At 53.1% G+C, this 12,222-nt stretch carries 15 protein-coding genes and 1 riboswitch; of the genes, 4 read left to right on the top strand and 11 right to left on the bottom strand.

Annotated elements, in window-relative coordinates; all coding sequences use genetic code 11:
* The first annotated feature begins 91 nt into the window (after nt 1-91).
* The gene (gene ytxJ / locus MHI24_RS19035; protein ID WP_340021097.1) at nt 92-418 is read left to right on the top strand and encodes a bacillithiol system redox-active protein YtxJ; all 327 of its coding nucleotides are present in this window, start codon (nt 92-94) and stop codon (nt 416-418) included.
* The gene (locus MHI24_RS19030) at nt 415-657 is read left to right on the top strand and encodes a glutaredoxin family protein (protein ID WP_340021096.1); all 243 of its coding nucleotides are present in this window, start codon (nt 415-417) and stop codon (nt 655-657) included. Before ytxJ ends, MHI24_RS19030 begins: the two co-directional genes overlap by 4 nt.
* A gap of 63 nt (nt 658-720) precedes the next feature.
* Here the strand turns inward: MHI24_RS19030 and MHI24_RS19025 are convergent, their stop codons facing one another.
* Nucleotides 721-1,719, bottom strand: a complete 999-nt coding sequence (locus MHI24_RS19025; protein WP_340021095.1) for an oxidoreductase — start codon at nt 1,717-1,719, stop codon at nt 721-723.
* Complete coding sequence (locus MHI24_RS19020) at nt 1,716-2,117, bottom strand: MerR family transcriptional regulator (protein WP_340021094.1); 402 nt, start codon at nt 2,115-2,117, stop codon at nt 1,716-1,718. Before MHI24_RS19020 ends, MHI24_RS19025 begins: the two co-directional genes overlap by 4 nt.
* Before the next feature lie 127 nt (nt 2,118-2,244).
* Here MHI24_RS19020 and MHI24_RS19015 point away from each other — a divergent pair, with 127 nt between their 5' ends.
* Together MHI24_RS19015 and MHI24_RS19010 are read left to right on the top strand one after the other, a co-directional pair.
* Nucleotides 2,245-3,576: a hypothetical protein gene (locus MHI24_RS19015; protein WP_340021093.1), complete on the top strand. Its 1,332-nt coding sequence runs from the start codon at nt 2,245-2,247 to the stop codon at nt 3,574-3,576.
* Between the two features lie 218 nt (nt 3,577-3,794).
* Nucleotides 3,795-3,967, top strand: a riboswitch (cyclic di-AMP (ydaO/yuaA leader).
* A gap of 135 nt (nt 3,968-4,102) precedes the next feature.
* Nucleotides 4,103-4,555 (top strand): hypothetical protein, encoded by a 453-nt coding sequence (locus MHI24_RS19010; protein ID WP_340021092.1) that lies wholly within the window; start codon nt 4,103-4,105, stop codon nt 4,553-4,555.
* Between the two features lie 82 nt (nt 4,556-4,637).
* Here the strand turns inward: MHI24_RS19010 and MHI24_RS19005 are convergent, their stop codons facing one another.
* The 9 genes from MHI24_RS19005 to MHI24_RS18965 all read right to left on the bottom strand — a co-directional run bounded on the left by MHI24_RS19005 (nt 4,638) and on the right by MHI24_RS18965 (nt 12,210).
* Entirely contained in the window at nt 4,638-4,826 is a 189-nt protein-coding gene (locus MHI24_RS19005; protein WP_340021091.1) for a hypothetical protein, read from the bottom strand.
* An 87-nt stretch (nt 4,827-4,913) separates the two neighbouring features.
* The gene (locus MHI24_RS19000; RefSeq protein ID WP_340021090.1) at nt 4,914-5,606 is read right to left on the bottom strand and encodes a hypothetical protein; all 693 of its coding nucleotides are present in this window, start codon (nt 5,604-5,606) and stop codon (nt 4,914-4,916) included.
* A 21-nt stretch (nt 5,607-5,627) separates the two neighbouring features.
* Nucleotides 5,628-6,257: a zinc-dependent metalloprotease family protein gene (locus MHI24_RS18995; protein ID WP_340021089.1), complete on the bottom strand. Its 630-nt coding sequence runs from the start codon at nt 6,255-6,257 to the stop codon at nt 5,628-5,630.
* Nucleotides 6,258-6,567: 310 nt separating this feature from the next.
* Nucleotides 6,568-7,857, bottom strand: a complete 1,290-nt coding sequence (locus MHI24_RS18990; protein WP_340021088.1) for an ABC transporter permease — start codon at nt 7,855-7,857, stop codon at nt 6,568-6,570.
* Entirely contained in the window at nt 7,850-8,752 is a 903-nt protein-coding gene (locus MHI24_RS18985; protein ID WP_340021087.1) for an ATP-binding cassette domain-containing protein, read from the bottom strand. Before MHI24_RS18985 ends, MHI24_RS18990 begins: the two co-directional genes overlap by 8 nt.
* Before the next feature lie 2 nt (nt 8,753-8,754).
* A complete protein-coding gene (locus MHI24_RS18980; protein ID WP_340021086.1) occupies nt 8,755-9,684 on the bottom strand; it encodes an ABC transporter ATP-binding protein in 930 nt (309 codons plus the stop codon).
* The gene (locus MHI24_RS18975; RefSeq protein WP_340021085.1) at nt 9,684-10,094 is read right to left on the bottom strand and encodes a GntR family transcriptional regulator; all 411 of its coding nucleotides are present in this window, start codon (nt 10,092-10,094) and stop codon (nt 9,684-9,686) included. Before MHI24_RS18975 ends, MHI24_RS18980 begins: the two co-directional genes overlap by 1 nt.
* 52 nt (nt 10,095-10,146) lie before the next feature.
* Entirely contained in the window at nt 10,147-10,875 is a 729-nt protein-coding gene (locus tag MHI24_RS18970) for a hypothetical protein (protein ID WP_340021084.1), read from the bottom strand.
* Between the two features lie 375 nt (nt 10,876-11,250).
* On the bottom strand, nt 11,251-12,210 hold the full coding sequence (locus tag MHI24_RS18965) for a tyrosine-type recombinase/integrase (protein WP_340021083.1): 960 nt from the start codon (nt 12,208-12,210) through the stop codon (nt 11,251-11,253).
* Between the last annotated feature and the right edge of the window lie 12 nt (nt 12,211-12,222).

Genomic DNA, 12,222 nt, shown 5'->3' with positions numbered 1-12,222 from the left:
ACTATGCTACAATCAGGAATAAATAGTTGTTAACAACACAATTGTTGGCAACAGGTTTCATCAAATCTTATCCCAGGAAGGTGATTCTCCCATGTCGATTCAACAGATCCGTACCACGGATGAACTGGAGCAATATATCAGCCAGCCCGGCAAAAAACTGCTCTTCAAGCACAGCACCACCTGCCCGATCAGTGCCAAGGCGCATGAGGAATTCCAGGCCTACGCACAGCAGTCCGATACGCCTGCAGCGATCGTCCATGTCATTGAGGACCGTCCTGTATCTAACAAGATTGCCGAGGATTTCGGCATCAAGCATGAGTCGCCGCAGATCTTCCTGCTCGAAGACAGTGAAGTCCGCTGGAATACCTCCCACTGGAAGATTACCCAAAATGCCATAAAGGAAGCAACCGGACAATGAGCGCGAACATTATTGTCTACTCCACCACCGGCTGCAGCGAATGCAGCCAGGTGAAGCAGCTGCTGGAGAGCAAGGGACTTCCCTTCGAGGTCAGGGATGTCATGGCCAGCTCTGTCTACCAGGAGGAGGTCGAGCAGCTCGGCTTCATGGGCATTCCGGTCACCGTCTCCGGAGACCGGGCAGTCAAAGGCTTCAATCTTCCTGAGCTCCAGGAGCTGATTGAAGCTGCTCAAGCATAGATATAACCACAAGAAGCTGCCGCCCTTCAACAGGACGGCAGCTTCTTATATTGTTCAGGATGGTCAGGCCGGGAAGACCACCCCTGTCATCTCTTCGCTCAATGCCCACAGCCGACGGGCATTTGCCGGATCTACCGCCCAGTCCTGTACGCCGGACTGATAGGCATCCCCGGACCCGGCAAGTGGAGCAATATCAGCATCCTCACAGTATACACCGCCGATCCCCTCAAGCTGCGGACTCACTGCGCACCAGACACTGGTTGCCGCCCCTTGCTGGACCGTCTTCATCTGATTCATGCGGTTGGCCGGAATCTGCTTGCCTTCCTCATCCAATGCTCCCATACCGCGCAGCTCGTCCTCTGACAGATGCCGGGCCAGGTCGGTCAGGATGCTGCCGGGGTGCACAGCATATGCCCGGACCCCTTGAGCTTGCCCCCTTCTATCCAGCTCAAGGGCAAAGAGAACATTCGCCGTCTTCGATTGGCCGTAGGCAACCCATTTGTCATAAGACCGCCGCACGAAATTCACATCCCCGTAATCAATCCCGGCAATCCGGTGCCCGCGTGAGGACACAGAGATCACTCTTGCGGACCCGGCCTTCACCAGCGCAGGCCACAGCCGGGCAGCCAACTGGAAATGACCCAGATGATTGGTGGCAAACTGCCCCTCATATCCGCGGGCATCCCGGGTCAGCGGCGTAGCCATAATTCCGGCGCTGTGAATCAGGATATCAAGCGGACGGCAGGAGTCCAGGAACTGCCGGGCGAAGGCATCAACCGATGCCGGGTCCAGCAAATCCAGCGCTGCAATCTCGGCTCCGGGAATGCCGGCCAGGGTATGCCGCGCTTTCTCCGGTGTCCGTACCGGCACAATCACCTTAGCGCCGGCCGCAGCCAGCACACGCGTGGTCTCCAGGCCCAGACCGGAATACCCGCCGGTCACGACCGCTATTTTACCGCTGAGATCATGTCCTTGTATAACTTCCTCTGCTGTAGTGTCCGCATCATAGCCTGAAGGAATCGGGTGCTGTCTCCCCCGCACATCATTCCATTCTGTATTCATTGTCCGTCCCTCCTCCGTTCCATTTCGGCGATGAACCTGCCGTCCTTGATCTCCTGAAAGTTCTTAAGCTTGTATCTCATCAGCTCCAGCGCATCCGTCAGCTCAGCAAGCTGCTCCTCAATCAGCATCCGGTGCCCGTCCAGCACCTGATAACATGCCTCATAGTCACTTTGGGCAGAAGCCGCGATATATTCCTGAATTCTGCGCAGCGGCATATGGGTTCTTTTGAGGATCGCCACAAAATGCACCCGGTCCAGCTCTTGCCTGCTGTATGCGCGCTGGCCATTCTCCTTGCGTGTCGCCGGAGGCAATAGCTTGATCTTCTCATAATAGCGGATGGTATCCTGGGTAAGCCCTGTCCGCTTGGCAACCTCGGCAATGGTGTATACAGGCTCCATGCCGTCCACCTCCTTCTTCGTCTCAAATCATAATCGCTGGAGTATGGTCCAAGTCAAGCCGGGATCGGCGATTCATAAATGATAATATTGTATAATTACATATATCTGGAATAGGAGGAATGATCATTTGAACTGGCTACAAGAAGACGCCGCCGCCAAATGGCGCGCAGAAGGACAACGTTATGTTAACGATATTAATTATTATGTCCATAAAGGATTGACTGAAGGCTGGGACAAGGCGGGGGATGAGCCCGCAGGGGATTCACGTTCTGCCCTTGCCGCCAAGGTCTATAAAATGATCCGCGGGGCTAATGAGCAGGGGAAGATCGCTGAGCTGAGGGAGCAGCTGCCGGCAGCAACGTGGCCGCTGGAACGGCAGTTCCAGAAGGAAATGCGGGCGATTCGCGGTATCCATTTTATAAGTAATGATGATGTCGTCTTCAGCACCGGCTCACCCTGGGAGAATAATGCTGTGGTGACTGTGCACAATGAGGCTTTTTCCGTATTTAGCGGATACAGCCTGGTCGGGGCCTCTCCCGGCAATCAGCTCCATGCCCTCGCGGGCAAGCAAGGCATTACCATTATGCAATCCATGGACAGCACCTTGCAGGGAGAAGTTGTAGCTGAGCTTTCCTGGCGGGAGCTGAACGGGAAGATTCAATCGCTGGACCCGGACTTTCCCGTTCTGAACATAGACAGCCTGGATCAGGAGTTACCCTTGGAAGAAGTGATTCCTTTTAACGAAGGACATGCGTTATTGCTGGTCACCAGCCAGGGAATCTTCCTGGTCGAGCAATCGCAAGAGAAGTCATGGAGCGTGAAATTGCTGCACCCGGATCTCGAAGAATATAAGGAAGATGAGATGGAGCATATCGAGATTGATATGGCGCATGGTGCTGTATCGCCGGACGGAAGATGGATCGCACTTGGCAGCCAGGGCAGCGATCATCTTTTGTATGACATCACTACAGGGCAGGTGCACAGCTTCAATCCGGAATCCAGCTACCCGCACTATACTATATTTACGAAGGATCAGCGCAGCGTATGGTACAATGCCTGCCACTTCTATAATGGTGCTACCCTTGCCGTGTCCCTTGAACAGGTGGAGGCGGGCGAGTTCCCTGCGGAACAGGATTATCCGGTCGTGAACGAGGAAGCCCGGGTCTATGCGGCAGCCGCTCTGGAGGATGGTGTTGTCATTGGCGATGCTTATGGCTACTTGAGGCTCATTAATGCAGAAGGCCAAGAACTGTGGCGTTACTATGCCGGGAGCACCATATCAGGGTTAGCTGTCAATCCAGATGAGACCTTGCTGGCCGTGGGGACTTACGGAGGCATGCTGCACTTCCTGGACCTTCATGCTACAGAGCGCAGCGGCTATGAAATTACAACGGGATCGGTTCGTGAGGTTAAGCGGATCATTGCCTGGAAGAATCAGAATAGCCCGCTGTGGTGGTGATAGGACCGTAAATTGGCTAAAAAAACATAAACCGGCGATTGAGCGAGATAAATGGCAGATAATCAGCTACATATATGAGTTTTGGCTTCCAGATGATTAGCCATACAGCCATTTACTGAAAACAAGGCAAAAAGCACTCTTTTCCATTTTTACAAAGGGCTCCTGAAAAGAGTATGATTCGTGTTGAAAGCAATTGAACGCATTCATGAAAATTAGCATATTCATGCACGCTGAATTTCCGCTATGCGGAAAACGGGGGAACCATCCGGCCGTCAGGCCGACTTGGGGTGAATCCGAAGGAGAGGGCCATTTGCGCCGTCTCCGGCAGGTAGGGCGACTCTCACCGCCCGAATCCGGCAGCTAACCTCGTAAGCGCCAAGAGAGAGATCATGATCCGCCACGTTATGGCGTCAGGCGTCTTCCGCCTGCACCACTAGCCGCAGCAGAGGTCTTCCTCTGTCTGCGGTTTTTTGCGCTTAATGAAGCCTTACCCATCCGTTAGCCATTCAGGAAGGAACGTGTCCACATGCCAGACCCCTTACCCCAGGCAGCAGCCGCTGCCGGATTCACCGACTATGTCCAGGACTACAGCGGACCTGTCTATGCCCTTAGCTGCTTGCTGCTGGAAAAAGGAGCCCGCGCCGAACAAGCCGCTGCCGCTACCTTCGCAGCGCTCTATACAGAGTGGGCAAAGGGCCGCCTCCCGGATAATGCCGGCGCTGCGGACGCTTACCGCGAGTGCATCCGGCAGTGTGCCCTGTTGGCCCCGGACCGCAGCCGCTGTACCTGTGCCCTGCTGAGCTGGGAGGATATGACCGTCAGCGCTCTATGGTATGGCCTGCAGCTTCCCCTGTCCGACATCAGCGGAATTCTCCAGCGCAGCATCCCGGAGCTGAAGGTCCAGCTAAGAAGCATAAGGGAACAGATGGCGGCTGCCAGCTCCCAGATCCCGGCGGTCCACCAGCCTACGGCGGGGTGAGGGGGAGGGCGTGGTCTGATCACAGGGGCCTGAACCTGCAATAAGCCGCAGCTTCCGCTACGGCTCTAACTCATGGCGCAGATCAGCGCTTGCCCTTCCCGCCCTTGACGAACCGCATGAACGCCATGCAGCAGCCCAGCAGCCCCAAACCCAGCAGCAAGGTCTGTAACGCTCCCAGCCACGTAGACCGGTCTGCAGGAATCAGGCTGCTGATAATAATCAGCAGAATCGAGACCGCAACCAGCACGGGAATTCCTCTACTTTTCTTCATAACCACTCATCACTCCCAACTGCTAATAGTACTAAGGTACACTATCGGCAGATGTTTAACCAGTTTGGGCGGGCTGGTGGGGGATTCTCAATTCCCCTTCATCGCTTCAATCTCGGCAATGAGATGATCGAGCTTATAACCATTGGTCTCCCGGGAGAAGGCCTTCATCTCTTCTGTCTGTCCCTCAAATGCAGACAGCACATAGTCGTCTTCGACCACATAATACGTGCCATACCGGGTAAAAGAGTAGCTTCCTTCCTGCTCTTTACCGACACCCTTTTTGACCGCTGCGACAATCTTCATGCCTGGTTTGAGTTCTGGCTCAATTCCTTTAAACTCAGAGTTATAGATAAGGTTAATCGTGTCGCTAACCTCTTCACCCGTAACAACTTCCTCGACCTTCACTTGAAATGAGGTGAACTCCGGCCGGTACGGCTCCTCACCGGATGCTTCTAATTTCTCTGCCAGATTACCCTCTGGAGTGCCAGGTTCAGTAATCAAGTCCACACTGAAATCCGGCATTTGCTGAACCACTTCAGCTATAATGACCGAATCAGTATAATCCAGCACCTCTTTAAACGTCAGATCCCGCAGATCGACATTCTGTGGTGAGCCCGTGGATAATGGATACTCCTTACGCAGTTCGTTTATTTTTTCTGGTGATAGGCTGGTGGCTGAAGACTTATCCGTAGTGGAAGAGGAAGGACCAGAACAGCCTGTGATTAATCCAAAAGCAATACATGCCGTGGCGGCAGCAGTTATTATTTTTTTGATGTTCATCTCAACCCTCCATTAACATATTTAATATTTATTATTTAAATCACTAGTATCATGTGGTCTTGGAACATAATAATCTTCATAGTTTCCACCAGTTCTCATAATGGACTCAGCATTAGTTGGGTAATAGAGTTCGTTAGGGTGGCCTAACCCGAGGGCATGGCCAATTTCATGTGTAATTGTTGCAATTTTATGAATAGTTGGATTGGAGCCACTGTACATGGAAGTATAGGGTGTCATAAAAATTTGTGCATATCTAATTTTCCTTGAGGAGTTTTGTACATTGGAAGAATTAATAATGTATCCGTCGGTTGACTTAGAGTCAGTTATTCCAAGTACGCCCGTTCCTATAATACCGAATCTTTGGTCCCAATAGGCTTTAGTGGTCGAGGCAATATCCAGAGTGGAAGCCCCAAAACTGGTTTGGCTTGTTGTTACTTTTTGTGAGTAAGTGGGCCATAAATATGAGGCAGTAGTATATGCGCTACTGTATTCAGTGCTTAAGTTATCTCCATTAATTTTCAAATAAGCCTTACCATTACTGATATTATCCCATTTAATTGGATAAGCAGTCGGATTACTCGTTGGACCGGTATAATAAATTTCATGTGCGTTTGCAGTAGAATTTAAGATAGGAATAGTGAACGTTAGCAATGCTACAAGCTAAATTGTTAGCGCTTTCCTTTTGCTCTGCATGTAGATAATGCACCTCTCCCTCATAAGTTATTAAATCTAGATATGGTTATATTTTGCATATTATTCCTTCCTCTATCAATACTTTTATGGTATTTTTTTCATTAATGTTCAATGGTTTCAAAGAAAGACCCGTCCATTGAACTGGACGGGTCTTTCTACAACAACTATTCATTAGGTCACAAGCGTCTAAGCAGCCCGTAACTTACAATCCTGCCAGCATCCCTTGCGCGAAATCCATTATGCCCTTAGGTTTTAGTTGTGTGCACTCTTAGATTTTATAAGCCTTCATCGCTTTTCTGATCTCTTTGATGCTAGGGCGCTTGCCGTACATCAGGACGCCGGTGCGGTAGATCTTGGCGGCAAGCCAGCCGAAGAGGAAGGTGGTCGCCAGCAGGATCGCCAGCGAGACCATGATCTCCCAGAGGGCGACCTCCCCGACCCCGATGCGCAGCAGCAGGCTGAGCGAAGAGGTGAATGGCACGAAGCTGGCTACCTTGACCAGCAGCGTATCCGGGTTCGAGATGCTGAACAGCGGCAGGTAGAAGCTGACGAAGCCCAGCATCATCACTGGCATGACAGCCTGGCCGAGGTCCTCGGTCCGGCTGACAATCGAGCCGACGGCGGCATACATCAAGGCGTACAGGAAGTAGCCCAGGATATACAGGATGAAGCCATATACAAGAATTCCTACATCCAGCTGGCCCAGATCCATATCAAAATCACTCAGAATGCCGGAATTGTGCGGCAGCATCAGGTTAACTGCAATGCTGGCCGAGATAATGGCAATCTGCATCAGTCCGACCAGGAAAATGCCGATGACCTTGCCGAACATTTGAGTTAACGGCGAAGCGCTGGTAATGAGGATTTCCATAATGCGCGAGCTTTTCTCCGAGGTAATCTCGGCTGAAATCATGTTGCCGGTCATCATGACGGACATGAAGAACAGCATCAGCAGGACGTAGACCACCACATAATTGATGGGCGGTTTATCCCGAACTTGGTCTGCGCCTCCCGCAGCCCCGTCCGTACTAAGCTGCGCGGTATCGATCGACACCGGAGCGAAGATCGCCGCCACCTGGCTCTCGGTCAGCTTGTCGCCGACAATCAGGCCGGTGTTCACCTGCTGCAAGGCGGCCTGCAGATTCGTTCTCAGCTTGCTGCTGATGTCTCCGTCTTTGCTGTGATACGTTACCGGGGGCACACCTTCACTGCCCTCTGCGGCAAAAGTCAGATACCCTTCAATTTTCCCATCCTCAATCCCCTGCTTAAGCGTTGCATCCTCGGCGGAAGGATAAGCGGTGAATACGACTTTATCTTCTGCTTCAGCCGGCGGGGTATAAGCAAGCAGCAGCTCGGCAGGCCGGAAGCCCTGCTCGGCAACGACTCCGATCTGTGTCGCGTCCTTGGCACCGTCCTCTCCCTTGAACACCTTGATCAGATAAGGGATATTCATCCCGATGCTGAGCAGGAGAACCAGGATCAGGGTAGTGATCATGAAGGATTTCGTCTTTACCTTGTTCTTGAATGTGAAGCCGATAATGGTTGCCATTTTATTCATTGGATTCACCCACCGCTCTGATGAAGATTTGGTTTAGCGTCGGTTCCTTGATCTCGAAATGCTCGACCTCGCCTTGAGCCATCGCCGCCTGCAGAATGCGCTGTGCAGCGCCAATCTCGCTGATGGACAGCAGATATCCCCGCTCTTGCCGCTCCACTCCGGTCACTCCGGCAATCTCCGCCAGCCCGGTCACTTCTCCGGCAGTGCGCAGGACGACATGCTCCCGCGGGTATCCCTTCTTGATCTCCCGGATATCACCTTGAACGACAGTATTCGAGCGGTCAAGAATCGTAATATTGCGGCATAACTCCTCGACATGCTCCATCCGGTGGGTGGAGAACAGGATGCTGGTGCCTTGATCGCGCAGCTCTTTGACCGTATCCTTCAGCAGCTCCACATTCACCGGATCAAGGCCGCTGAAGGCTTCATCCAGGATGAGGATCTCCGGCTTGTGAACCACGGCAGCGACGAAGCCCATTTTCTGCTGGTTACCCTTGGACAGCTCTTCAATCTTCTTATTGTAGTATTCCGGAACATCGAACCGGTCCAGCCAATACTTCAGGCTCTTATCCGCCTCACTGGCCGGCATCCCGCGCAGCCGGGCCAGATAGATAATCTGGTCGCTGACCTTAACCTTCGGATACAGCCCCCGTTCCTCAGGGAGATATCCTGTCAGATGCTGAAGCTCCTTGCTGTAAGGCTTACCGTTATATAGGATACGGCCGCCGTCCGGGTAGATCAGACCGAGGACCATACGCATGGTCGTTGTTTTGCCGGCGCCGTTGGCACCCAGCAGGCCGTAAATCTCGCCCCGCTCCACTTTGAGACTAATTCCGTTGACTGCTGTCTTCTCGCCGTACTGCTTCACTACCTGCTCCAACTGCAATGCTTCCATTCTTATTCCCCTCTCTTCTGGTCGATCAGAACCGGACGATGTCCCCGGGTCCATAAGCTTAGGATTTCATCCAGCTCCAGGCTGCGGCTCTTCAGTACCTTTACGCCTAAATCCTGGATGCGTTTCTCATACAGATAAATTTGTTGGGTTAAAAGTGAAGCCATCCCCGGCGCCGTAAACTTAAGCTCCAGTGCCTGCGGCAGCTCGGCTGCCAGCTCCTGCAGCTCCTGCTCGCCTTCGATTTGTACCCACAGCTCTGTCCATGAGCTGAACAGACTGTCCTTCTCAGCCATTCCCAGCAGCTGTCCCTGATGCATCAGCACGATGTAATCGGCCAGCCGCCTGACTTCATCCACAATATGGGTCGAGATGACGACCGTGGCCTCGTGCTCCTCCATGTATTTATGCAGTACATCTATCATAGTCTTCCAGGCAAAAGGGTCCAGGCCGGAAGACGGCTCATCCAGCAGCAGCAGCCGGGGCTTCGCTGCAAGCGCGGCAGCAAGCTCGAACTTGCGGCGCTCGCCCTTGGACATTTTGCCCAGTCTGGCATTCTGCGGGACTTCAAACCTCTGGATCAGCTCCCCGAAGTAGCTCTGGTCCCAGGAAGGATACCAATGGCTGCGGAAGGCGGCCGCCTCGCCGGGAGTCCAGAAGTTCTCCTCCGGCTGGGGCATCTCCGGCACGTAAGCGATGGTCTGGCGGAGCTTCAGCGGCAGCACATCACGGTAAGTCTCTTCATACCAGCGGATCTCCCCTTCATCCGGCAGAATCAGCTGCAGCAGCATATTCAGCAGCGTGCTTTTGCCCGCACCATTCTGGCCTACCAGTGCCGTAATATATCCTTGCGGAAGGCTCAGATTGAGCGGCCCGATCGTCTTGTTCCGCCGCTTCTTGCAGACATCCCGCAGCTCTATCGCTTGCTGTCCCATCAGCTTCCCCCTCCTTCTGCCCGCTTCCCGTATTTGTCCTTCACGATCTCGTTGAACAGCCTGGTCAGCTCCTCTTCGCTGCAATGGACAGACAGCCCCGCCTCCACGGCGGTCTCCAGCGCCTTGCGGATCGTCTCCTGCTTATAGTCCTCCATTGCTCCCGTCCCGATGTGGGACACGAAGGTGCCCGTCCCCTGTCTGGTCCGCAGCAGCCCCTCGTTCTCCAGATCCTGATAGACACGGCGGACGGTGATGACACTGCACTTCAGGTCACCCGCGAATTCGCGGATGGAAGGAAGCAGCGTCCCTTCGGTTATCGCGCCGGAGATAATGAGCGACCTCAGCTGCGTCTCAATCTGATGGTACAGCGGCTCTGCACTGTTCTCATTAATCTGTATCGGAATCCACATTATTCACACCCGCCTTCCCGGCCCGGTCCACGGATGAACGCTATGCCCTGTCTCATACAAGATCACGGCTCTTCAGCCGGTGAATCGTCCACTTGGAGAATAGCTGTATGGACAGCACACCCGCCACCAGCGCCCCCCACATCAGCGGAGAGCCCAGCGCCCATGACTTGGAGACAGCAACTGTAGTGAGCAGAATATTACCTCCTGCCAGATAGACCAGCCCTGACACGCCAAGCGCCAGCAGCATGATGCCGGAGATGATCCAGAAGTACATGACCCCGCTGACCGAGAACTCGATCATGATGTACATGCCTGCGATAATTAGACTGTAACCAATCCAGGTAAAGGCAAAAGCCAGATACGAAACAGGTGACAGCTCCGCGCGTATTCCAGGGCTGAGCGCATAGAGCAGGCTGAAGAACAGCGTGCTGTTCATGACGACAGCGAACAGGGTGTCCAGCTTTCTTTTACAGAGAATAGCAGCTACAGGCACCGGCAAGGCCCGCATATATGCCAGCATCCGGGTATAGGAATCCTCCGAGATATACTTCATCGTCCGCCGGGAAAAGGAGATCGTGAGCATAAGCATCATCGTAACCATCAGAACATCGCTGAGCAGCTGCTTCTCATGTGCCGTGAGCGTATCGTCGATGACCATTCCGGTAATTGCCGAGAAGTACCCCATGAACAGAACGGAGAACAGCAGCGCCCACAGCAGCTTCCACCGGTCACCGCGGAATTCACTGCGGACGATGACCCAGGCTTGTTGTAACGTTGTCATAACCTCTAACCTCGCTTTATTCGTCTTGAGCGGCAGGCAGCAGATCCGCTTATCCTCAGTGTGCACTTCTCTGTGCTTACTGTATATATCTATATACACAGTATATGACCAGTGATTCCCAGTGTCAACCTGCCAGCAGGATAATTTCCACAATTTCCATGCTCCGGCGGGGCAGCCAGGCTCATATCCATATCTCCGCACAGCAAAAAACCCCACAGTGTGGGGCCTTCTCCAGCTTGTATGTATATCATGACGAATTTTGTCGTACAATAACACTTATGCGACTTTTGCGGGGTAATAACAGCAGAATATTATCGCACTCGCGCATAATCAAGCGGCAATGCGTTTATTATAGGGCATTTTGTCAAACCTTGTCTATTGAATAAACATCCGCAGGCTGTCCTCGACAAAATCGGGGGCGGCCTTTTGAAGCTGCTGCACGGTATGAAGATAACGCTGAGTCGTATTAATATGGGAATGGCCCAGCGATTCCTGTACCTGCTGAAGTGATGCGCCATGCAGCAGCGCAAGCGTCGCATTGGTGTGGCGCAGCCAGTGCGGAGTCAGCTTTTTCTCAATTTGGCATGCTGCTCCGGCACGTTTGATAATCCGCTCCACCTGCCTGGGAGTTACCGGGAACATCCGCTGCTCCGGGCCAAGCTCCCCTTTCCCAGACAGGCTGGCAGACAAGCGGTCGTATAGCTGCCACAGGGTTGGCGGTACCTTGATCTCTCTGGGCTTGCCACCCTTGCCGTTCTCCACTGTCAGCCAGACAGAGCTCTCCAGCAGGTCTTTATGGAAATCCCCCCACTTCATCGCCGTCAGCTCGGATACGCGCAGCCCCAGTACGACCAGCGTCAGCCCGATCAGGTAATTGCGCAGTCCCTGCTGCTCCAGTTCGTTTAACAGCTCCCCTACCTCTCTTTTGGTCAAAAAGTTCTTCCGGCTCGTAACCGTAATTTTAGGAATGCGCACGCTTAAAGCCGGATTCACCTCGAATATGCCGATATGCTGATTGCTGCCCCATTTATAAAGTGACTTGAGCGGCGCCAGGAATGCGGCAATGCTTGCCGGGGCGAGCTGCTTGGGATAGCTGTAGCCTCCCCGCATCAGGAATATTTTATAGGCCTCCATCTCCTTCCAGGTCACTGCCCTAAGGGATGTCCCCGCAAGGAATTTGCGGAAATCAGCAATCGCCCGCTTATAATTACGGCTTGTATTCACATTGGTACAGCAGGTAGCCACAAACATCTGCACAATCTGGTCATCGCTGATATGGCCTTCCGCCGGGTCAACTACACTCAACAAGGTACTGCCGGATTCCGTCTGTCTCATTGTTTTTTGATC

The organism is Paenibacillus sp. FSL K6-1096 (assembly GCF_037977055.1).
In the GTDB taxonomy this organism is placed as follows: Bacteria; Bacillota; Bacilli; order Paenibacillales; family Paenibacillaceae; genus Paenibacillus_AQ.
This window is presented reverse-complemented; position numbering and strand designations above follow the sequence as displayed.